The sequence below is a fragment of the Cupriavidus sp. SIMBA_020 genome, from assembly GCF_046535395.1.
GTDB lineage: Bacteria > Pseudomonadota > Gammaproteobacteria > Burkholderiales > Burkholderiaceae > Cupriavidus > Cupriavidus campinensis.
Map to the genome: position 1 here is coordinate 1 of NZ_JAWRWU010000763.1, position 265 is coordinate 265.

Consider the following 265-nt stretch of genomic DNA (forward strand, 5'->3'; position numbering starts at 1 on the left):
CGGTATTGGGCCAGCTCGGACAGGGCCTCGCCGATTTCGCCGAAGCTCTGGTCCAGTTGCGCGGCCAGCTTGCGGCCGGCCTCGGTGGGGGCGACCGACCGGGTGGTGCGGTTGAGCAGCTTGACGCCCAGGCGGCCTTCCAGGTTGCGCAGGGCATGGCTGAGGGCCGAGGTGGACACGCCCAGTTCGCTGGCCGCCAGGCGGAAGCTGCCGCGGCGGCAGATGGCCGCGAAGGCGCTGAGATCGGCCAGGTCGTGGCGGCTGT

The 265-nt window shown here is 72.1% G+C and carries 1 protein-coding gene; it reads right to left on the minus strand.

The genetic code is table 11. The features are described 5' to 3' along the window. Positions 1–265: LysR family transcriptional regulator (locus tag SB751_RS31400; RefSeq protein ID WP_410749197.1), on the minus strand; the 265-nt coding region annotated here is incomplete at both ends.